This window comes from Streptomyces sp. NRRL F-4489 (genome assembly GCF_001509485.1).
Taxonomy (GTDB): domain Bacteria; phylum Actinomycetota; class Actinomycetes; order Streptomycetales; family Streptomycetaceae; genus Streptomyces.
The window spans coordinates 1-19101 of sequence record NZ_LLZI01000008.1; the positions used below are offsets into that span (position 1 = coordinate 1).

A 19101-nucleotide genomic window follows, 5' to 3' on the forward strand; every position below is an offset into this window, starting at 1 on the left:
GGCCGCGAGGGCTCCCGGGGCCGGGGCTTCGGGGCGAGAGGGTTACCGGGGCCGGGGCTTCGGGGCGAGCGGGTTACCGGGGCCGGGATTTAGGGCCGCGAGGGTTACCGGGGCTGGGGTTTAGGGGTGCGAGAGTTACCGGGGCTGGGGCTTCGCGCCGCGAGGGTATAGGGGCGTGGGGGTTCTCAGGGCTGGCGTGGGGCGCTCTGGGGCAGCCGGTTGGTGGCGCGGAGGATGTTGATGATGCCTTGGTCGCGTTCGGTGACCAGGTCGGTGTAGGTGCGGTTTCCGGCGGCGGTGGCGCAGCCGTTGACCATGGCGTCGCGGAGGGCGCGGTCCAGTTCCGGGGCTTCCAGGCGGGTCCAGGGGGATTTCAGGGACGGGCCGAAGTGGTCGAGCATATGGGCCATGCCGCCCTCGCCTCCGGCCAGGGCGAAGGTCAGGCAGGGACCCATGAACGCCCAGCGCAGGCCCGGGCCTTCGGTGATCGACGCGTCGATGTCCGCGACCGTGGCCTCGCCGTTGGCGACCATGTGCAGGGCCTCGCGCCACAGGGCCTCCTGGAGGCGGTTGGCGATGAAGCCCGGGAGCTCGCGGTCCATGGTGATCACGGATTTGCCCGCCAGGCCGTAGAAGCGGGACGCCCAGGCGACGGCGGCGGGGTCGGTGCGGGTGCCGCCGACGACCTCGACGAGCGGGATGAGGTACGGCGGGTTGAACGGGTGGCCGACGACGAGGCGGGACGGGTCGGCGGCCGCGGTCTGCATCTCGGTCATCGGGTAGCCGGAGGTGGAGGAGGCGATGACCACACCGGGGGGTGTGGCGGCGTCCAGTTCGGCGAGGAGCGAGCGCTTCAACTCCAGTTTCTCCGGGGCGCTTTCCTGGACGAAGTCGGCGTCGGCGACGGCTTCGGCGAGGGTCGGGGCGACCGTCAGCCGGTCCGGTGAGGCGCCGTCGGCGAGGCCCAGCTGCTCCAGGACGGGCCAGGCGGCGGCGACCAGGCGGCGGAGCTTCTCCTCGGCGTCGCCGGCGGGGTCCCAGGCGGTGACGTCGTAACCGCGGGCGAGGAAGTGGGCGACCCAGCCGCCGCCGATGACGCCGGCGCCTGTGCAGGCCACGCGGCGGGCGGCTTCCGGGGTGGTGGCGGGGGTGTAGGGCATGGGGATGCCTCCGGGGACGGTGTGGGTGGGGACGCCGGGTGGTGTCGGGCCGGTGAGGGACCGGGCGCGGGCTCGGACCCGGCCCCGTCGCGGCCGGAGGGATCAGCCGCGGGGCTTGAGGCCCAGGCGGGCGCGGGCCTGGTCGGGGGTGGCGACGGTGGCGCCGAGGAGTTCGGTGATCTGGACGGCGCGTTCGACGAGTTGGGCGTTGGTGGCCTTGACGCCGCGGCTCAGGTAGAGGTTGTCCTCCAGGCCGACCCGGACGTTGCCGCCCAGCAGGATCGACTGGGCGACCCAGGGCATCTGCATCCGGCCGAGCGCGAAGCTGGCCCATTCGGCGCCCTCCGGCAGCATGTTCACCATCGCCTGGAGCACTCCGGGGTCGGCCGGGGCGCCCCACGGGATGCCCATGCACAGCTGGAAGACGGTGGGGGCGTCCAGCAGCCCCTCGGCGAGCAGCTGCTTGGCGAACCACAGCTGACCGGTGTCGAAGATCTCCAACTCCGGCCGTACGCCCAGTTCCTGGATCCGCCTGGCGCCCGCGCGCAGCATGTCGGGGGTGGAGACGTAGAGCGTGGAGCCGTCGCCGAAGTTGAGGGAGCCGCAGTCCAGGGTGCAGATGTCCGGGAGCAGGTCCTCGACGTGCGGAAGCCGTTCCAGGCCGCTGACCAGGTCCGTTCCGGGCAGGTGGGTGAGCGGCCGCTCCGGGTCGAGGACGAGGTCGCCGCCCATGCCGGCGGTGAGGTTGATGACGACGTCGGTGCCGGTCTGCTTGATGCGGTCGACGACCTCGGCGTACAGCCGCGGGTCGCGGGACGGGTCGCCGGTCTCGGGGTCGCGTACGTGGATGTGCACCACCGCGGCGCCCGCGGCGGCCGCCTCGACGGCGGACCGGGCGATCTGCTCGGGCGTGACCGGGACGTGCGGGGAGCGGCGGACGGTGTCGCCGGCACCGGTGAGGGCGCAGGTGATGATGACCTCGCGGGAGGGAGCGGTGGGGGCGGTCATGGGGTCCCTTCGGTCAGGCTGCGGGTGGGTGGTCACGGGCGGCCGCGGGGGCGGGCGCTGAGGCGGACGGTCAGGAGGCGGGTGGGCGGGTCCCAGGGCCCCGGCCCCCCTCGGCCTCTCCCGTCGCCTCTTCCCCCGCGTCCAGCTCGCTCCGTACGAACGCCAGCAGGGCCGTGTGCATGCTGTCCGGGGTGGTGCTGCCGGGGGCGGTGGCCAGGACCTGGGTGGCGAGGCCGTCGATGAGGGCGGTGAGGCGGAGCGCGGTGGTGCCGGGGTCGACGGGGCGGAAGACGCCCTGGGCGATACCGCGGCGCAGGACGTCGGCGACCGTGGTGCGCCACTGGCGGTAGTAGTGCTCGTGCAGGCGCCCCACGGCGGTGTCGCGGGCGGCCTGGGCCCACAGGTCGAGCCAGACCAGCCACTGCCGGCGCTGCTGCGCGGTGCGCGGGGTCTGCAGCGCGATGAGGTGGAGGAGTTCGGCGCGGGCGTCGGGGGCGGCGGCCAGGCCGGCCGCCCGGCGTGCGGTGTCCTCGTCCATGCACCAGCGGACGGCCGCCTCCAGCAGGTCGTCGCGGCCGGGGAAGTGGTAGTGCACGGCGGCCGGGCTGGTGCCGCAGGCGGCGGCGATATCGGCGACGCGTACGGCGTGGAAGCCGTGCTCGGCGATCAGGCGGACGGTCTCCCGGACGATCTGGAGCGGGCGGCCGCCTTCGGGGACGGCGGCGGGTCCGCGTTCGGGCGGCGCCGCCGGGCGTTCGGGGGCGCCCAGCAGCCAGCCGGTGTCCACCCCGCCGAGGTCGGCGATCCGGACGATCTCGGCGAGGGTGAAGCGCCGGGTGCCGCCCAGGGAGCGGGAGAGCTTGGAGGGGTCCATGACGATCCGGCGGGCGAATTCCCGCTGGCTGCAGCCGAGCCGGTCGATCACCTGCCGGACGCGCTCGGGGACGGGTCCGGGGCCGGTGACGGGTCCGTGTCCCGGATCGGCGGCGTGACCGGGATCGGCGGCGTGTCCGTGGCCGGTGACCTGTCCCGCGTCCTCCGCGATCCGGCGCCCGGCGTCTTCATCCATGGCCGGGGACGCTAACAGCGCGTTGAGATAACCGCAACGGATGTGGCGGCGAGAGCAGGAGTCAAACAGCGGAAGCAGGCCGAAATCCGCCGCCGGTGCCGCGAAAGCCCTGAGACACGAGTCAGCACCGGGGCGCACGAGACCGCGCCCCACCCCCCACCGCCCCTGAACGAGCCGCGATCCGGGTGGATGTGGGACAGTGACGGCATGGCTGACCGGGGAGCGAAGCCCCCCACCGTGTCGGTGCCGGACGACTGGCCCGCCCACCCGGACCTGACGCTGGCCCTCAACGGGATGGGCGGCTTCGACTGGGACCTCGACAGCGGGCTGATGCACCTCGATCCGCCCGCGCTGGAGGTTTTCGACCTGCGGCCGGGGGAGTACGACGAGCGCCCGGAGAGCCTCGGCTGCCGGGTACCGGGCCACGAGGCGGCCCGGCTCGACGCCCTGGTGGCCCGCGCGCTGAAGGACGGCAGCCACTCCTACGGCGCCTACTTCCGGATCCGGCTGCGCGACGGCGGGCTCCGCTGGACCCACGCCCAGGGCAGCATCCGCCGCGACCCCACCGGCCGTCCCCGCCGGATCATCGGCGTGGTCCGCGACGCCTCCGAGGAGTACGCGCAGGCCGCCGAGCGGATCGCGGTCACCGAGGAGCGCCGCCGGCACGCCGGCATCGTCGAACGCACCACCGCCGCCCTGGCGCACGCCCGCACGGTCCGCGAGGTGATCGGCGCCCTCGCCGACGAGCAGGGGCTGAGCCGGCTCGGCGCGGAGAACGTCATCCTGGGCCTGGTCGAGGCCGGGCGGATCCGGCTGGTGTCCGAGGGCCGCGCCGGCAGTTTCGTACCGGACCTGGAGTACACCAGGATCGGCGACGCGTTCCCGATGAGCGAGGTGGTGCGGACGCTGGCGCCGCGGTTCGTGCGCAGCCGGGAGGAGTTCCGCACCGGGTATCCGCGGCTGTGGCCGGCCATCGAGCCGCTGAACGTCGGCTCCGCCGCGTATCTGCCGCTGATCGCGCAGGGCCGGCCGATCGGCGCGATCGGGCTGTTCTTCGAGCGGCAGAGCGAGTTCGGCGACCAGGAGCGCAGTGTGCTGGTCGCGCTGGGCAGCAGCATCGCGCAGAGCCTGGCCCGGGCGATGCTCTACGACCAGGAGCACGAGATCGCCGCCGGGCTCCAGCAGGCGATGCTGCCGCGCCGGATCCCCGGCGTCCGCGAGGCGCAGATCGCGGTCCGCTACCGCTCGGCCCGGATGGGCCGGCACATCGGCGGCGACTGGTACGACGTGATCCCGCTGCCGGACGGCCGGGTCGCCGCGGTCGTCGGCGACGTCCAGGGCCACGACACCCAGGCCGCCGCGCTGATGGGGCAGCTGCGGATCGTGCTGCGCGCCTACGCCGCCGAGGGGCACGCGCCGGCGACGGTGGTGGCGCGCGCCTCGGCCTTCCTCAACGAACTCGACACCGACCGCTTCGCCACCTGCACGTACGTGGACGCCGACCTGAGCACCGGCGCCGCGCGGTTCGTCCGGGCCGGGCACCTGGACCCGATGGTGCGGCACGCCGAGGGCATCTGCCGGCGGCTGCCGGTGGCGGGCGGGCTGCCGCTGGGCATCTCCTCGGAGTTCCGGCTGCTGGACTACCCCGTCACCACCGTGCACCTGGCCCCGGGCGACACCCTGGTGCTGTGCACCGACGGGCTGGTGGAGGAGCCGGGGGCCGATCTGGACGCCGGGCTGCGGCAGTTGAGCCGGGAGGTCCGCGACGGCCCGCAGGACGTCCAGAAGCTCGCCGACCGGCTCTGCGAATCGGCCGACGGCCGGCGCGGCGGGGACGATATGGCGCTGCTCCTGCTGCGCCGCCTGGGCCCGCCGGACCACGACACCGCGGGCCGCTTCCGGCAGCACATCCCGCCCGCCGACCCGCAGGCGCTCTCCGCCGCCCGCCACATGATCCGCGCCGCGGTCCGCGCCTGGGGCGCCCGGGAGCGGTCCGAGGAGATCGAGCTGGTCGCCGACGAGCTGATCACCAACGCGCTGCTGCACACCGACGGCGAGGCGGTCGTCAACATCCGCATGCCGCACGGGGTGGAACGCCGGCTGCGGCTGGAGGTCGAGGACGCGTCCAGCAGTCTGCCGCGCCGCCGGGAGCCGGGCGAGGCCGGGGTGTCAGGACGCGGGCTGCTGCTCGTCGACCGGCTGGCGGACGTCTGGGGAGTGGAGCCCCGCGGCGGCGGAAAATGCGTATGGTGCGAGTTCCACTGCCCCTGACCGGCCCGGCCCCGGCCGCCCGGACCGGCGGCGGAACGGAACCCGCAGCGGTAACGGGCAACCACCGGTAACGGGCACACAGCGGTATCGGGCACAGACGAACGGGCACCAGCGGTATCGGGCGCCGAGGGATCGGCACGGCCAAGTGAGGACTGCTCTATGGGAACGCGGGCGGAAGAGCGCGAGAGCGCCCGCCAGTCGGCGGCGCGGCTGGACGCGGAAGGCGTCGGCAACGTCGCGCTGACCTGGGTGGACAACGCGGGCATCACCCGGGTCAAGACCGTCCCGGCGCGGCGGCTGCCGGACGTCGCCGCCCGGGGTGTGGGGATGTCGCCGGTCTTCGACGTCTTCACCTCCGACGACGCCGTCGCGCCCTCCGACCACCTCGGCGGCCCCGACGGCGACCTGCGGCTCTTCCCCGACCTGGAGCGGCTCACCGTCCTCGCCGCCCAGCCCGGCTGGGCCTGGGCCCCGGTGGACCGCTACGACCAGCTGGGCCGCCCGCACCCGGCGTGCCAGCGGCTGTTCGCCCGCCGGATGGCCGAACGGGCCGCGGCCGCCGGACTGGAGCTGCGGATGGGCTTCGAGACCGAGTGGGTGGTCACGCGTGCCGCCGCGCAGGGACCGGCCGGCGGTGACGCGCTCGACTACCCGTGCGCCGGGCCCGCGTACGGCATGGCCCGGGTCGTGGAGCTGTCCGACTACCTCCGCGATGTCGGCGAGGCGCTCACCGTCCAGGGCGTGGACGTCCTCCAGCTCCATCCCGAGTACGCGCCGGGCCAGTTCGAGGTGAGCACCGCGCCCGCCGACCCGGTGCGCGCCGCCGACGAGGTGGTCCTCGTCCGGGAGACGGTCCGCGCGGTCTCCGCCCGGCACGGGCTGCGCGCGAGCTTCGCCCCGTCCGTCGTCGCCGGCGAGGTCGGCAACGGCTGCCATCTGCACCTCGGCCTGTACCGCGGCGGGACGAGCCTGCACCGGGCCGCCGGCGAGGAGTGGGCGCTGGCGCCGGACGCGGTGGCGTTCCTGGGCGGGGTGCTGGAGGCGCTGCCCGCGCTGCTGGCCATCGGCTGCCCCTCGCCCGCCAGTTACCTCCGGCTGCAGCCCTCGCACTGGGCGGGCGTCTACCAGTGCTGGGGCGTGGAGAACCGCGAGGCCGCGCTCCGGCTCGTCATCGGCGCGCCCGACGACCCCGACGGCGGCCACGCCGAGGTCAAGACCTTCGACGCCGCCGCCAACCCCTATCTCGCGGTGGGCGCGGTGATCGCGGCCGGGCTGCACGGCCTGGAGGCGGGGGCGGTGCTGCCCGCCCCGCAGACCGGCGACCCGGCCGCCCTGGGCGTGCGCGAGCGGGCCCGGCGCGGCATCGTCCGGCTGCCGGCCACGCTCACCGAGGCCGCCGACCGGTTCGAGAAGTCGGCGCCGCTGCGCGACGCGCTGGGCGAGGTGCTGCACGGCGCGGTGCTGGCGGTCCGGCGGGCCGAGGAGGCGCACTTCGCCGACCGCGCGCCGGAGGAGATCGCCGCGGCCACCCGCGGGCGCTGGTGACCGCCGCGGGCGGGCCGCCGGCCGGCGATCTGCCGCCGCTGGTGGACCACCACTGCCACGGCGTGCTGCGGTACGAGCCGGACGCCGCGGAGTTCGCCGGGCTGCTCACCGAGGCGGACCGTCCCGCGGCGGCCGGCACCACCTTCTTCGACACCCAGACCGGCTTCGCGGTCCGCCGCTGGTGCCCGCCGCTGCTCGGCCTGCCCGCGCACTGCCCGCCCGAGCGCTATCTGGCCCGCCGCCGCGAGCTGGGCCCCGAGGCCGTCCGGCGCCGGCTGCTGTCCGCCACCGGCATCGGCGTCTACCTCGTCGACACCGGGCTGCCCGGCGACCTCACCGGCCCTGCGGAGACGGCCGGCGCGGGCGGCGGCACCGGCCGGGAGGTGGTGCGGCTGGAGACCCTGGCCGAACGGCTCGCCGCCGGCCTGGCCGCGAACGGCCCGGTGGTCGCCGAGGAGTTCACCGCCGCGCTGGACCGCGCCGTCCGGGCGGCGGCCCGTACCGCCGCCGCGTTCAAGTCGGTGGCCGCCTACCGGCACGGCCTGGCCCTGGACCCCCGGCCGCCCGGCCCGGACGCGGTGCGGACCGCGGCCCGGGACTGGCTCGCCGCGGGCGCGCCCCGCCTGACCGACCCGGTCCTGCTGCGCCACCTCATATGGCTCGCGGTCGCCACCGGCCGCCCGCTCCAGCTGCACACCGGCTTCGGCGACCCCGACCTGCGGCTGGACCGCGCCGATCCGGCGCTCCTGACCGATCTGCTGCGGGCCACCGCGGACACCGGCACCGACGTGGTGCTGCTGCACTGCTACCCGTATCACCGTCAGGCCGCCTACCTGGCCGCGGTGTTCCCGCACGTCTACGCCGACGTCGGGCTGACCCTGACCCACACCGGCGCCCGGGCCGCGGCGGTGCTCGCGGAGTTCCTGGAGCTGGCGCCGTTCGGCAAGCTGCTGTTCTCCACCGACGCCTACGGCCTGCCGGAGCTGTATGTCGTCGGCAGCGCGCTGTTCCGCACGGCGCTGGCGGAGCTGCTGGACGGGTGGACGGCGTCCGGGGCGTGGTCGGCGGCGGACGCCCGGCGGGTCGGGGCGATGATCGCGGCGGGGAACGCGCGGCGGGTGTACGGGCTGGAGGACGGCGGTACGGCGGACGGCCCGGAGGACGGCGGGCGGTAAGGGGCGCACGGCCCGATTGCCTATTCCCTCGCGGTCGGGCGGCGTGGTTTACTGCCGCGTGCCACGTACAACGACCTCTGACGCACCCGCCGGGGACCGGGCCGCCGCGAGCGGAGCGTCCCGCCCACGCCTGCGCGGACGGATATTCGCCGATCTGACGCCGCTGCGCGTCTCGCCGGACTACCGCCGCCTGTGGTGCGGCAACACCGTCTCCTGGATGGGCCAGCAGATGACCGCGCTGGCGGTCTCCCTCCAGGTCTACGCCCTGACCCGCTCCACCTTCGCGGTCGGCCTGGTGGGCCTGTGCTCCCTCGTCCCGCTGATCGTCTTCGGGCTCTACGGCGGCGCCATCGCCGACACCGTCGACCGCCGCAAACTCGGCCTGTACAGCGCCGCCGGCGCCACCGCCATGTCGGTCGTCCTGGCCGGCGCGGCGCTCGCCGGCTACCACCGGGTCTGGCTGCTCTACACCGTCGTCGCGCTCCAGGCCGTGTGCTTCGCGATGAACTCCCCGGCCCGCTCGTCGATGATCCCGCGCCTGCTGCCCGCCGAGCAGCTGCCGGCCGCCAACGCCCTGTCGTCGCTGACCACCAACCTCGGCCTGATGGGCGGCCCGATGCTGGGCGGCGTGATCGTCGGCTGGTGGGGCTACCAGGCGGCGTACCTCATCGACGTGGTGGCGTTCGGCGCCTCGCTCTACGCCATGTGGCGGCTGCCCGCGATGCGGCCCGGCGCGGGCGACCGGCCGGCCCGCCGCGCCTCCGTCCTGGACGGGCTGCGCTTCCTGGCCACCCGCCCCAACCTGCGGATGACGTTCTTCTCCGACCTGGCCGCGATGGTGCTGGCCCAGCCCCGGGCGCTGTTCCCGGCGATCGCCGCGCTGTGGTTCGGCGGCGACGCGAAGACCGTCGGCCTGCTCGTCGCCGCGCCGGCGGTCGGCGCGGTGCTCGGCGGGCTGTTCTCCGGCTGGCTCGGCGGCATCCGCCGGCACGGCCTGGCCATCCTGGTGGCGGTGGCGGCCTGGGGCGCGGCGATCGCCGCCTTCGGCCTCTCCCGCCACCTGTGGCTGGGGCTGTTCTTCCTGGCCGTCGCGGGCTGCGCGGACACCGTCTCGATGGTGTTCCGCAGCACCATGCTCCAGGCCGCCACCCCGGACGAGATGCGCGGCCGGCTCCAGGGCGTCTTCGTGGTGGTGGTCGCGGGCGGGCCGCGGCTCGGCGACTTCCTCGCCGGTTCGGCCGCCGACCTGACCTCGCCCGCCGCGGCGGTGATCGGCGGCGGTCTGGCGTGTGTGCTGGTGGTGACCGCGCTCGGGCTGGGCCGCCGCGCCTTCGCCCGCTACGACGCCCGCGACCCGCAGCCGTGACGGCGCCCTGACGGCCGGGCGGCGGGCCGCCCTCCCGGCGCCGGAATCCGCCGTGCGCCGGGGCCATGGACGGGCCAGACTCGGGTACGGGGGCTCGTAAGCCACCCGTCGTCCCACACCGGAGGCCCGCCGTGCAGCGGCAACCGCACATCCGCCGCGGTCCCACCGCGGACCGCGAACCGCAGCCCCCGCCCGTCCCCCCGCCGGACCCAGGGGGCCCGCCGCCTGACCCCGGTGGCCCCGGGGGCCCGCCGCCCGATCCCGGGGGACCTGGCAGTCCGCCGCCCGATCCCGGTGGTCCGCCGCCGGGCCCCGGACCCCTGCCCGGCCCTCCCCCCGACCCCGGAGGCCCTGGCGGTCCGCCGCCCGACCCGGGCAGCCCGCCGCCCGACCCCGGCGGTCCGCCGCCCGGGCCCCGGCCCACGCCGGGTCCCCCGCCGGAACCGCCGCCCGGCCCCGGCCCGATGCCCGGCCCGCCGCCGCATCCGCCCCCGCCGCCCCAGCCGGTGCCGCCGGAGCCCTCGCCGGTGCCGCGCCCGCCCGGCCCCGACCCCGTACCGGACCCGTCCCCGCCGCCCCGGCCGCTGACCCGGCCGCCGGACCGGCCCTGATCCGCCCCCGCCCGGAACCGCAGCCACCGCAAGGAGGTGCCGACATGGCCATCGCCACGGTCAACCCGGCCACCGGCGAGACCCTCAAGACCTTCGACGCGCTCAACGCAGGCGAGATCGAGGACCGCCTGGTCCGCGCCGAACAGGGCTTCCAGCTCCACCGCACCACGTCCTTCGCCCGCCGCGCCGAACTCCTCCACAAGGCCGCCGGTCTCCTGGAGGCCGACCAGGACGGCGTCGCCCGGACCATGACCACCGAAATGGGCAAACCCCTCGCCCAGGCCCGCGCCGAGGCCGCCAAGTCCGTCAAGGCCATGCGCTGGTACGCCGACCACGCCGAGGCGCTGCTCGCCGACGAGCGGCCCGACCCGGCCGACGTCCACGACTCCGGCGCGGTCCGCGCGGTGGTGCGCTACCGCCCGCTGGGCCCCGTCCTCGCGGTGATGCCGTGGAACTTCCCGCTCTGGCAGGTCGTGCGGTTCGCCGCGCCCGCCCTCATGGCCGGCAACACCGGACTGCTCAAACACGCCTCCAACGTCCCGCAGACCGCGCTCTATCTGGAGGAGCTGTTCCGCCGCGCCGGCTACCCCGACGGCTGCTTCCAGACCCTGCTGATCGGCTCCGGCGCCGTCGAGGACGTACTGCGCGACCCGCGGGTCGCCGCCGCCACCCTCACCGGCAGCGAACCGGCCGGCCGCGCGGTCGCGTCCACCGCCGGCGACGAGGTCAAGAAGACCGTCCTCGAACTCGGCGGCAGCGACCCGTACGTCGTCCTCCCCTCCGCCGACCTCGACAAGGCCGCCAAGGTGGCCGTCACCGCCCGCGTCCAGAACAACGGCCAGTCCTGCATCGCCGCCAAGCGGTTCATCGTCCACAACGACGTCTACGACGCCTTCGCCGAGCGCTTCACCGAGGGCATGGCCGCGCTGACCGTCGGCGACCCGATGGACGAGGACACCGACATCGGCCCGCTCGCCAGCGAACAGGGCCGCTCCGACCTGGAGGAACTGGTCGACGACGCGGTCCACCAGGGCGCCCGCGCGGTATGCGGCGGCCGCCGCCCGCCGGACCGGAAGGCCGGGTGGTTCTACGAGCCGACCGTGCTCACCGGCGTCACCCCGAGCATGCGGATCCACCGCGAGGAGGCGTTCGGTCCCGTCGCCGTGCTCTATCGGGTCGCCGACCTCGACGAGGCGATCGCGCTCGCCAACGACACGCCGTTCGGGCTCAGTTCCAACGCCTGGACCCGCGACCCGGCGGAGCAGGAGCGGCTGGCCCGCGACCTGATCGCCGGCGGGGTGTACTTCAACGGCATGACCGCCTCCCACCCCGGCCTGCCGTTCGGCGGCGCCAAGCGCTCCGGCTACGGCCGGGAGCTGGCCGGCCACGGCATCCGGGAGTTCTGCAACATGACGACGCTGTGGTACGGGCCGGAGGAGTAGCCCCGGCCACTGCCCCCGCCGCCCCTGGCCCGGTGCGGCCCCGCCGGGTCAGGACGCGTCGTTCCACAAGGTGGCGGACAGTTCGAAGGTCGGATTGGCCCGGCCCGCGCCGCTGCTCGCGTCGGCCGGGTCCACCTTGGTGAACACCACCTTGGCGACTTGGTTCTGACCGGTCACCACGCACCAGACCGTACCGGCGGTGATCTTGCTCGCGCTGGTGCGCGGGCCGAGCGTGGCGCCCTGGGCCGCCGCCCGGCAGGCCGCCGCGGTGTTCGTCCCGGCGTCCGCGGCGCCCACCCGCACCTGGTTGGTCAGGTCGTTGGTCTGGATCATCGGCTGGCTACCGGGCAGGCAGCCGACGTAGAGGAGATCGGTGTCCAGGGTGGTGAACGACACCGGGCCGGTGGCGGGTTTGTCGAGGTCCAGCTCCTGGAGGGCGCTGCCCAGGCAGGCCGCGGCGCGCCAGACCAGCTTGCGGTCGCGGTAGACGACGGTCGCGGTGTCGGCGGCCGGGGTGGGGCGGGTGTTCCCCTGGGGCGGTGTGCCGGTCCGCCCTGTGGCCGGGGGAGGGGCGAAGGTGCCGCCCCCGGTGGTGCCCTGGGTGGTGCGGTTCCCACCCGTGGCGCCGGCCGTGGTGCCGGTGTCGGCCCCGGCCAGGCCGTTGACCAGGGACGTGACCAGGACGACCGCGAGCGCGCCGCCGGCCGCGGCCGCCGCGACCAGCAGCGGCCCGCCCCGGCGGCGCGGCCGGCGCGGGGCCGGGCCGGGCGGGACCGGGCCGTAGGGCGGCACCGCGCCGTACGGAGGCGCCGCGCCGTACGGCGGCACCGCGCCGGGCGGCGGGACGGGCCCGGGCGGCACCGCGCGTGCCGCCCCCCGCGCCCCCGGCGCCCCGGCGGCCCCCGCCGTGTCCGCCGGCCCCCGCATCAGCACCAGCGAGCCCGTCGCGCCGGACGCCAGCCGCTGCGGGCGCGGCATCGGCGTCGGGCGGCCGCTGAGCACCCCGTCCGCGTAGGCGTGGATCTCGTCCAGGGTGAGCGGCATCGGCGCGCCCAGGGCGCCCAGCAGGGCACCCGTGAACGCGGTGTACCGCTCCCCGGGGGGCGCCAGGGCCGGCGCGTTCTTCGGGGCGGCGGTCAGGATGTACGTCCCGGAGAGGTCCAGCTGGCCCAGGGCCAGGGACACCGGGTCGGACATCACGGAGATCGCCCGGCCCGAGAAGCAGCAGTCGAGGATCAGCACCCGGGCGCGCGCCGCCGACCCCTCCAGATGCCGCTTCACCACGTCGATCGGCACCCCGGAGAACCGCACATGGCTCCGGTCGGTGGGCACCAGCCCCAGGTGCAGCCGCCCGTCCTCGTCCAGTACGCCATGGCCCGCGTAGTACACCAGCAGCAGTTCCCGCGCCTCCTCCTCCGCGCGGTTCAGCGCCTCGCCGATGGCCGCCGCGTCGGCCGGGTCGGCCAGCACCCGGCAGTGCTCCGGGGCCAGCAGCCCGTGCGCCGGGTGGGTGAGCGCGTCCCGCATCCCCCACAGGCTGTTCGCGACCGACGGCAGGTCCTCCAGACCCGGGCTGGTGAAGCGGCTCGTCCCGATCAGTACGGCGCGGCTGGCCGGGCCGTACGGGAACCACCGGCCCGCGGATCTGCCACTCATGGTGTCCTCCCCCGGGGCGCACGCTCCTCCAGGCGCGCCCCCGCCGCCATCCTGGCACGATCACCCCGGCGTCCGGACCGTTTCCGCGGCGGCGCGCGGACCGGCCGCCGGGCGCCCATCTCCCGCCCGCGGAACGGGAGTTCAGGTTCCGCTTCCGTCCGGCCCGGCTGGGACCGTGAACTCGCACCACAGCGCCTTGCCCGAGCCCCGCGGCTCCGCGCCCCACCGGTCCGACAGCGCCTCCACCAGCAGCAGCCCGCGCCCCGACGTCGCGGTCTCACCGGGCCGGCGGCGCCGCGGCCACTGGCTGGAGCGGTCCTCGACCTCCAGCCGGATCCGGGGCGGGGCGCCGGGCAGCAGCTCCACCGAGACCAGCGCGCCGCTCTCGGTGTGGGTGAGCGCGTTGGCGATCAGCTCGGAGGCGGCGACCTCCACGTCGTGGGTGACCGCGCCGGCCCGCCACTGGTCCAGCGTGCGGCGCACCGCCGAGCGGACCTCCGCGGTGCCCGCCGGATCGGCCTGGTGGACGTGCAGCCGCATCCGCGGGGTGGCGGCCTCCCCGGGGATCGCGCTGCGGTGGAGCAGCAGCAGCGCCATGTCGTCGTCCGACCCGGGCCGGGCCCACAGGTGGTCGGAGAGCCGGTCGGCGAGCGCGTCCAGGTCCGCCGGGCCGGAGCGGACCAGGCCGGACAGTTCGGCCATGCCCGCGGTGATGTCCCGGCCGGGCTGCTCCACCAGCCCGTCGGTGCACAGCAGCAGCGTCGAGCCCGGTTCCAGGAACAGCTGGGTCTCGGGGAAGTGGTCGTGGCCGAAGCCGGTGGCCAGGCCCAGCGGCAGCCCGCCGGCGATCTCCGGCCAGTCGATGTGCCGGGAGCTGTTGCAGATCAGCGGCCCCAGATGGCCGGCCCGGGCCAGGTGCAGCGCCCCGGACTCCAGGTCGGCCTGGACGTAGGTGCAGGTCGCGAACCGCTCGGTCTCCAGCTCCGCCAGGAAGCGGGAGGCCCGCACCAGCACCGTCTCCGGGGCGTGCCCCTCGCTGGCGTACGCGCGCAGCGCGATCCGCAGCTGGCCCATCACCGCCGCGGCGTGCGTGTCGTGCCCCTGGACGTCGCCGACCACCAGCCCGACGCGGCCCTGCGGCAGCGCGATCACGTCGTACCAGTCGCCGCCGACGTCCCGGCCGACGCTCGCCGGGTGGTAGCGGACGGTGACCTCGCCGCCCCGGACGGCCGGCAGCCGGCGCGGCAGCATCGCCGCCTGGAGCCCGGTCGCGAACTCCCGCTCCTGGTCGAACAGGGTCGCCCGCTGGAGCGACTGCGCCACCACACCGGCCAGCGCCAGCGCCAGATTCCGCGCCTCCGGCGACTGCACCGCCGGCTCGTGGTTGAGCAGCCCCAGCGCCCCCAGGACGGTGTCCTGCGCGATCAGCGGCAGGAACGCGGCGCTGCCGGTCGGCAGCGCGTCGGTGTACGGCCGCAGCCGCGGATAGCGGGCGATCAGCTCGCCGCGGGTGCTCAGGAAGCTCGGCCGCCGGGTGCGGGCCGCCTCGGACAGCGGCAGGGAGTCGTCCAGCCGCGCGGTCATCATGTCCTCGGGCACCTCGCCGCCCAGCCCGGTGGTGGCGATCACCTCGAACCGGCCGCTGGCCACCAGCCCCAGCACCAGCGCGTCCGCGCCGAACCGCCGGGCGCCGCCGGCCCCGGTCAGCACCCGCGTCACGTCCCGCACCGACAGCGCCCGGGCCAGCGCCGCGGTGGTCTGCTGCACCATGACCGTCTGGCGCTGCCGCTCCTGCTGGAGCGAGCGCAGCAGCGCGGAGTCGGCGAGCTCGCTGGTCGCCTCCCGGACGATGCCGATGACCCGGTACGCCACGCCCCGCGCGTCGTGCAGGATCCGGCCCTGGGAGTGCGTCCACCGGCGGGTCCCGTCCCGGCACAGCACGCGGAAGTACGCCCCGTACGACGAGCTGCCGTCCTGGAGGGCCTGGGACAGCGCGGCGTCCAGCCGCATGCCCTCCTCCGGCGGCACCCGGGAGACCAGGGACATCGGCGCGCCGTCGCACTCCCCGGGGCGCAGGTCGAAGACCTCCATCGCCCCGGCGTCCAGCTCCATGGAGCCGCTGTCCAGATCCCAGTCGAAGGTGCCCATGCGGTTCAGCGACAGCCGTTCGCGCAGGCCGATCGGCTCATCGCGGGACACCCCCGGCGCCGCCTCCTTCACCCGGGGCGGGTCCCGGTCGGCGCGGGGGTCGTAGCGCTCCGCGGAGGGGTCGGGGGGCCGCTGGGCCATGCGAACACCTTACGGCGGGGTGCGGGCGGGGGCATTCCCGGCGGGGGTGACGCCGGGTGACCGCCTCCGGTCTTTCCGGTCGCCTTTACGGGCGCCCCCTCGCCGGGCCCGCGTCAGCGGCCGTCGTCCGGTGCCCCGTGGCGGCCCGCCCCCGCCGCGAAGCGGGCCGCGCCCGCCAGCCCCTCGGCCAGCACGGCCCGCCCGTGCCGGAACTCGGCCGCCAGCGCCGCGGCCTCGTCCAGCCCTTCCTGGTCCAGCAGGGACGCCCGGTCGGCGCGCAGGCACGCCTGGGGGAGACGGGCCAGCTCCGCGGCCAGGTGCTCGGCGGCGGCCCGCGCGGTCCCGGTGGGCACCACGCGGGTCACCAGCCCGATGGCCAGCGCCTCGCCGGCCCGCACCGGGCGGCCGGTCAGCACCAGGTCCCTGGCCCGGCCCGCGCCGATCAGCCGGGGCAGCCGCACCGTGCCGCCGTCGATCAGCGGGACGCCCCACCGCCGGCAGAACACCCCGAACACCGCGTCCTCCTCCGCGATCCGCAGATCGCACCAGAGCGCCAGCTCCAGGCCGCCGGCCACCGCGTGCCCGGCGATGGCGGCGATCACCGGTTTGCCCAGCCGCATCCGGGTCGGCCCCATGGGGCCGTCGCCGTCCGGCGCGACCCTGTTGCCGCGCGCGGTGCCGGCCGCCTTCAGGTCGGCACCCGCGCAGAACGTGCCGCCCTCGCCCCACAGCACCGCCACCCGCGCCGCGTCGTCCGCCTCGAACTCCCGGAAGGCATCGGCCAGTTGGCGGGCGGTCGGCCCGTCCACCGCGTTGCGTACGGCGGGCCGGGACAGCACCACCGTCGTCACCGGGCCGGCCTTCTCCACCCGGACCGGAGCGCCGGAATCCCGGACCGGGGCGCCGGAATCCCGGACCGGAGCGCCGGAATCCCGGACCGGGGCGCCGGAATCCTGGCCCGGCGCACCGTCGTCCCGGGCCCGCGCACCGGGACCGTCCGCCATCAGGCGGCGTCCGGGACGGTCCGGGCGCGCGCCAGGACCCCGGTGAGGTCGGCGCCGGGCGGCAGGGTGCCGAACGCGTGCCCCCACTCGCCGTCCAGCCGGGAGGCGCAGAACGCGTCGGCCACCGCCGGGGTGCTGTACCGCACCAGCAGCGAACCCTGGAGCACCAGCGCCAGCCGCTCCGCCAGCGAACGGGCCATCAGCTGCGCCCGGTCCGGGTCGCCGAGCCCGCCGAGCAGCTTGCGCACCCCGGCCACCGCCGCGTCCAGCCGCCGGTCGGCGCCGGCCGCCGCGTCCACCTCGGCGAAGTAGGCGTCCAGCGCGGCCGGTTCGCGGGACAGCGCGCGCAGCACGTCCAGCGCGGCGACATTGCCCGAGCCCTCCCAGATGGACAGCAGCGGCGCCTCCCGGTAGAGCCGCGGCATACCGGAGTCCTCGACGTAGCCGTTGCCGCCCAGGCACTCCAGCGCCTCCGCCGCGTGCCCGCTGCCCCGCTTGCACACCCAGTACTTCCCGGCGGCCAGCGCCAGCCGCCGCAGCGCCGCCTCCCCGGCGTCGCCGGCCTGCGAACGGTCCACCGCCGCCGCCAGCCGCAGCCCCAGCACCGTCGCCGCCTCCGACTCGACGGCCAGATCGGCCAGCACCGCGCGCATCAGCGGCTGCCGGTCCAGCTCCCGGCCGAACGCCCGCCGGTGCGCGGTGTGGTGCAGCGCCTGCCGCAGCCCGGCCCGCATCCCGGCCGCCGAGCCCAGCACGCAGTCCAGCCGGGTCATGTTGACCATCTCCACGATGGTCCGCACCCCGCGCCCCGGCGCGCCGACCGGCCAGGCGACCGCGTCCGCGTACTCGATCTCGGACGAGGCGTTGGAGCGGTTGCCGAGCTTGTCCTTCAGCCGCATCAGGTGCATGCCGTTGCGGGTGCCGTCCGGCAGCACCCGGGGCACCAGGAAGCAGGTCAGCCCCTCCGGGGCCTGCGCCAGCGCCAGGAACACATCGCTCATCGGGGCCGAGGTGAACCACTTGTGGCCGGTCAGGCGGTAGCTGCCGTCCCCGGCCGGCACCGCGGCGGTGGTGTTCGCCCGGACGTCGGAGCCGCCCTGCTTCTCCGTCATCGACATCCCGGCGATCAGCCCGCGCTTGGTCAGCGGGGGCCGCAGCCCGGGGTCGTAGTGGCGGGCGGTGAGCAACGGCTCGTAGTGCGCGGCGAGTTCGGGCGCGGCGCGCAGGGCGGGCACCGCGGCGTAGGTCATCGAGACCGGGCAGCCGTGGCCGGCCTCGGCCTGCGACCAGACGTAGAACTTCGCCGCGCGCACCAGATGCGCGCCCGGCCGGCCGTCGCCCCACGGGGCGGCGTGCAGACCGTGCTCCACGGCGGTGGCCATCAGCTGGTGCCACGCCGGGTGGAACTCCACCTCGTCCACCCGGTGCCCGTACCGGTCGTGGGTGTGCAGCCGGGGCGGCTGCTGCTCCGCCCAGCGCGCCTGGTCCTGCACCTCCGCCGAACCGGCCAGCGCGCCGAGCGCGGCCACCTCCGGCTCGCCCCAGGCGCCGCCGTCCCGGCGCAGCGCCTCCCACAGGGCCGGCTCGTCCGCGGTGCTGAAACCGGTCAGCGGCGGGGCCTGATTGGTTACTTCATGGGTGACGGTCATACCGCGACGTTACAGATTCCGTACGGGTGAGGGAAGACTGTAACGCCGGCCGCGGCGGCTGGTCTGCCTGCGTGCCGGGAGCGGCGGGGCGGGGCGCCCGGAGGAGCCGACCGGCCCGGTGGGGGACTCGGCGGTCGGTCCGGCCCCCCGGGGAGGCCGCCCGCCCCGGGTCCTAGACTTCCGCCACCTATGAACGACGCCGCCCCGCCCGCCCTCCGCCCGCTGACCGCCCGCTCCGTGGTGCTGAGCACCCTGCTCGGCCACCACCCGCCCCGGCTCCCGGCGCGCGCCCTGGTCCGGGTCGGGGAGCTGTTCGGCATCGCCGAGGGCACCGTCCGGGTCGCGCTGTCCCGGATGGTCGCGGCCGGCGACCTCCGGCAGGACCCGGACGGCTACGCGCTCACCGCCCGGCTGCTGGCCCGCCAGGCCCGGCAGGACGAGAGCCGCGCCCCGCGCACCCGGCCCTGGTCCGGCGACTGGGAGATGGCGGTGGTCAGCGCCGACCGCCGCCCGCCCGCCGAACGCACCGCGCTCCGCCAGGCGATGGCCGCGCTGCGGCTGGCCGAACTCCGCGAGGGCAGCTGGCTGCGCCCGGCCAACCTCGACCGGCCCCGCCCGGCGGTGGCCACCGCGCAGTGCGCGTGGTTCACCGCCGTCCCCGACGGCGACCCGGCCGCCCTGGCCCGGACCCTGTGGGACCTGCCCGGCTGGGCCGCCCGCGCCCGCGAACTGCTCACCGCCCTGGAGCGCGCGGCCACCCCCGCCGACCGCTTCACCGCCGCCGCGGCCGTCCTCCGCCACCTCGTCACCGACCCGCTGCTGCCGGACCCGCTGCTCCCCGCCGACTGGCCCGGCG

13 protein-coding genes are annotated in these 19101 nt (G+C 76.2%); 6 read left to right on the top strand and 7 right to left on the bottom strand.

Going from position 1 to position 19101, the window contains the following annotated elements:
- Positions 1-185: 185 nt before the first annotated feature.
- The 3 genes from ADL22_RS02160 to ADL22_RS02170 form a co-directional block, all read right to left on the bottom strand.
- Positions 186-1160 (bottom strand): 3-hydroxyacyl-CoA dehydrogenase NAD-binding domain-containing protein, encoded by a 975-nt coding sequence (locus ADL22_RS02160; RefSeq protein ID WP_066973203.1) that lies wholly within the window; start codon positions 1158-1160, stop codon positions 186-188.
- A 102-nt stretch (positions 1161-1262) separates the two neighbouring features.
- Positions 1263-2168, bottom strand: a complete 906-nt coding sequence (locus ADL22_RS02165; protein WP_066973204.1) for a 3-keto-5-aminohexanoate cleavage protein — start codon at positions 2166-2168, stop codon at positions 1263-1265.
- Positions 2169-2238: 70 nt separating this feature from the next.
- Positions 2239-3237, bottom strand: a complete 999-nt coding sequence (locus ADL22_RS02170) for a TetR/AcrR family transcriptional regulator (protein ID WP_234430504.1) — start codon at positions 3235-3237, stop codon at positions 2239-2241.
- 207 nt (positions 3238-3444) lie between these two features.
- On the opposite strand from ADL22_RS02170, the gene ADL22_RS02175 reads away from it, so the two are divergent.
- The 5 genes from ADL22_RS02175 to ADL22_RS02195 all read left to right on the top strand — a co-directional run bounded on the left by ADL22_RS02175 (position 3445) and on the right by ADL22_RS02195 (position 11647).
- Positions 3445-5508 (top strand): SpoIIE family protein phosphatase, encoded by a 2064-nt coding sequence (locus ADL22_RS02175; protein ID WP_066973218.1) that lies wholly within the window; start codon positions 3445-3447, stop codon positions 5506-5508.
- A 159-nt stretch (positions 5509-5667) separates the two neighbouring features.
- Positions 5668-7053 (top strand): glutamine synthetase family protein, encoded by a 1386-nt coding sequence (locus ADL22_RS02180; RefSeq protein WP_066973206.1) that lies wholly within the window; start codon positions 5668-5670, stop codon positions 7051-7053.
- Complete coding sequence (locus tag ADL22_RS02185) at positions 7047-8228, top strand: amidohydrolase family protein (RefSeq protein ID WP_199836191.1); 1182 nt, start codon at positions 7047-7049, stop codon at positions 8226-8228. Before ADL22_RS02180 ends, ADL22_RS02185 begins: the two co-directional genes overlap by 7 nt.
- A 58-nt stretch (positions 8229-8286) precedes the next feature.
- Positions 8287-9594: an MFS transporter gene (locus tag ADL22_RS02190; protein ID WP_066973209.1), complete on the top strand. Its 1308-nt coding sequence runs from the start codon at positions 8287-8289 to the stop codon at positions 9592-9594.
- Positions 9595-10249: 655 nt separating this feature from the next.
- Positions 10250-11647, top strand: a complete 1398-nt coding sequence (locus ADL22_RS02195) for an NADP-dependent succinic semialdehyde dehydrogenase (protein ID WP_066973211.1) — start codon at positions 10250-10252, stop codon at positions 11645-11647.
- Positions 11648-11695: 48 nt separating this feature from the next.
- Here the strand turns inward: ADL22_RS02195 and ADL22_RS02200 are convergent, their stop codons facing one another.
- The 4 genes from ADL22_RS02200 to ADL22_RS02215 form a co-directional block, all read right to left on the bottom strand.
- Positions 11696-13303 (bottom strand): caspase family protein, encoded by a 1608-nt coding sequence (locus tag ADL22_RS02200; protein WP_066973213.1) that lies wholly within the window; start codon positions 13301-13303, stop codon positions 11696-11698.
- Between the two features lie 141 nt (positions 13304-13444).
- The gene (locus tag ADL22_RS02205; protein ID WP_066973215.1) at positions 13445-15592 is read right to left on the bottom strand and encodes a SpoIIE family protein phosphatase; all 2148 of its coding nucleotides are present in this window, start codon (positions 15590-15592) and stop codon (positions 13445-13447) included.
- 113 nt (positions 15593-15705) lie between these two features.
- Complete coding sequence (locus tag ADL22_RS02210) at positions 15706-16596, bottom strand: crotonase/enoyl-CoA hydratase family protein (protein ID WP_079063786.1); 891 nt, start codon at positions 16594-16596, stop codon at positions 15706-15708.
- The gene (locus tag ADL22_RS02215; protein ID WP_066973216.1) at positions 16596-18245 is read right to left on the bottom strand and encodes an acyl-CoA dehydrogenase family protein; all 1650 of its coding nucleotides are present in this window, start codon (positions 18243-18245) and stop codon (positions 16596-16598) included. Before ADL22_RS02215 ends, ADL22_RS02210 begins: the two co-directional genes overlap by 1 nt.
- Before the next feature lie 189 nt (positions 18246-18434).
- Here ADL22_RS02215 and ADL22_RS02220 point away from each other — a divergent pair.
- Positions 18435-19101, top strand: a 667-nt coding sequence (locus tag ADL22_RS02220) for a PaaX family transcriptional regulator C-terminal domain-containing protein (RefSeq protein ID WP_066973217.1), incomplete at its 3' end; no start/stop codon positions are given.

What these genes read in the sequence shown, in the direction of transcription:
- ADL22_RS02160 (WP_066973203.1), bottom strand. Translation starts at nt 1,160, where the DNA reads ATGCCCTACACCCCCGCCACCACCCCGGAAGCCGCCCGCCGCGTGGCC.
- ADL22_RS02165 (WP_066973204.1), bottom strand. Translation starts at nt 2,168, where the DNA reads ATGACCGCCCCCACCGCTCCCTCCCGCGAGGTCATCATCACCTGCGCC.
- ADL22_RS02170 (WP_234430504.1), bottom strand. Translation starts at nt 3,237, where the DNA reads ATGGATGAAGACGCCGGGCGCCGGATCGCGGAGGACGCGGGACAGGTC.
- ADL22_RS02175 (WP_066973218.1), top strand. Translation starts at nt 3,445, where the DNA reads ATGGCTGACCGGGGAGCGAAGCCCCCCACCGTGTCGGTGCCGGACGAC.
- ADL22_RS02180 (WP_066973206.1), top strand. Translation starts at nt 5,668, where the DNA reads ATGGGAACGCGGGCGGAAGAGCGCGAGAGCGCCCGCCAGTCGGCGGCG.
- ADL22_RS02195 (WP_066973211.1), top strand. Translation starts at nt 10,250, where the DNA reads ATGGCCATCGCCACGGTCAACCCGGCCACCGGCGAGACCCTCAAGACC.
- ADL22_RS02200 (WP_066973213.1), bottom strand. Translation starts at nt 13,303, where the DNA reads ATGAGTGGCAGATCCGCGGGCCGGTGGTTCCCGTACGGCCCGGCCAGC.
- ADL22_RS02205 (WP_066973215.1), bottom strand. Translation starts at nt 15,592, where the DNA reads ATGGCCCAGCGGCCCCCCGACCCCTCCGCGGAGCGCTACGACCCCCGC.
- ADL22_RS02210 (WP_079063786.1), bottom strand. Translation starts at nt 16,596, where the DNA reads ATGGCGGACGGTCCCGGTGCGCGGGCCCGGGACGACGGTGCGCCGGGC.
- ADL22_RS02215 (WP_066973216.1), bottom strand. Translation starts at nt 18,245, where the DNA reads ATGACCGTCACCCATGAAGTAACCAATCAGGCCCCGCCGCTGACCGGT.